Below are 1773 nucleotides of genomic sequence, written 5' to 3'. Positions count from 1 at the left end.
GTGGGGTATTGCTGGAGGGGATGCCCACCTTCCGACGCGCCCTCGCCCTCGTGCTCCTGGCCACTGGTTGCTCGCACACGTCCTTCGAACGTGCCAGCGAGCTGGACACCGTGCAGGCCTACCAGGACTTCCTGCGCGAGCACCCGGAGGACCCCGAGGCCACGACGGCCCAGGGGCGCATCGAGGGGCTGGAGTTCGACGAGGCGAAGCGGCTGCACTCGGTCCTCGCCTACAAGCGCTTCCTGGAGACGTACCCGGACGCGACGCAGCGGCGGATGGCGCAGTCGCTGCTGGAGGGCCTGCGCTTCAACGCGGCGAAGGAGGCGGACACGGACGCCGGGTGGCGGCAGTTCCTCGCCGAGCACCCCGACGGCACCCATCGCGACGAGGCGCGCGCCCGGCTGCAGGCCGCCCAGGAGCGCGAGGTCCAGACGACCACCGACCTCAAGCGCGTGTCGCAGCTCCTCCAGGGCGAGGCCGCGGGCGCGCGCCGTGAGGAACTGGAGCGCAAGCTGGACGAGGAGTCCTTCACCCAGGCCAGCGACGCCGGAAAGCTCTTCGCCTACCTGCGCGACTTCCCCGCGGGCGTTCACCGCGAGGAGGCCCGCGTCAAGCTGCTGGAACTGGAGGTGGAGGGGCTGCTCGTCTCCGGGCTGGTGGATGACGCCGAGGCGAAGGTGAAGGCCCACCCGCTGGGGCCGAAGCTGACGGGCTTCCCCGCGCGCCTGGCCCGCGCCCGCGCCGAGCAGGGCGCCCTCTCCCGCACCGAGCCCGCCGCCCGCGCGATGCAGGCGGGCCACTACCTGCGCGACCTGGAGGACCTGAAGCGCGCGCTCGTGGCGCCGGATCCGCTGGATCGCTGGCAGGCGGCGGAGGAGCTGGGCCAGCACGTCTCCGTGCGCGCGGTGGATCCGCTGCTGGAGGCGCTGCGCACGGCGCGCAACCCGCTGATCCGCCAGAACGCGCTGTCGTCGCTGCGCTCGGTGCTCTCCGCGCTGCCCGCCCCCGTGGCCGCCTATGAAGTCGCCGTGCGGCTGGAGGGGCTGCGCGAGCGCGCCAGCAGCCCGGAGCTGTACATCGCCGTCGCGGCGCTCCTGGACTTGAGCGGTCAGCTGGAGCAGGCCGCCAGCCAGTACCAGCGCGTCTACGAGTCCGGCACCACGGATCCGCTGGTGCTCTGGCGCTGGGTGCAGCTGCGTGAGCAGCGCCGCCAGGCGTTCTCCGCGGCGGTGGCGGCCCGGCAGCTCGCGGTGTGGGCCCAGACGACCGCGCGCGAGGAGACCGTGTCCGCGGAGGGCGGGGTGCCCCTGGCGTCGGCCCGGCAGCTCTGCGCGGCGGTGGTGGACGCGCGCTTCGCGGCCCAGGCCATCGCCCGGGTCCGCAACCAGAAGACGGAGTTCCCGGAGGATCTGGCCACCTTCGAGCGCATCGCCCAGGACGCGGTGCGCCTCTCCGAGGCGAAGCTCGCGGACGCGGAGTTGATCCTGCGCCAGCAGCACCCGGGCGTGCGCACCTGCGCGGATCAGCAGGTCGCCGAGCGCTTGTCGCAGGGCGTGAAGGAGCGCACCCAGGCCCTCCAGCAGGCGTCGAACGCGAAGCTGCCCAAGCCCGTGGGCACGCTGCTCCTGGAGCTGGCGCGCGAGCGCGATCCCTCCCCGGAGGTCCGCGCCGCGGCGGCCTCCCGGTTGGCCGGATCCACCCCTCCCTGAGACGGACTGGCGGACCCTGCCGCGGCGGTTAGAGTCCCAGCCCCCCATGGCCGCCCCCCTGATC

1 protein-coding gene is annotated in these 1773 nt (G+C 73.8%); it reads left to right on the top strand.

Annotated elements, in window-relative coordinates; translation table 11 throughout:
• Positions 1-20 precede the first annotated feature (20 nt).
• Complete coding sequence (locus D7W81_RS41150; RefSeq protein ID WP_120560739.1) at positions 21-1709, top strand: HEAT repeat domain-containing protein; 1689 nt, start codon at positions 21-23, stop codon at positions 1707-1709.
• Positions 1710-1773: the final 64 nt, after the last annotated feature.

Origin of the sequence: Corallococcus aberystwythensis (assembly GCF_003612165.1) — a bacterium.
Lineage (GTDB): Bacteria > Myxococcota > Myxococcia > Myxococcales > Myxococcaceae > Corallococcus > Corallococcus aberystwythensis.
This window is presented reverse-complemented; position numbering and strand designations above follow the sequence as displayed.

Excerpts from the sequence above, each read along its gene's own strand:
- D7W81_RS41150 (WP_120560739.1), top strand. The coding sequence starts at position 21 with ATGCCCACCTTCCGACGCGCCCTCGCCCTCGTGCTCCTGGCCACTGGT.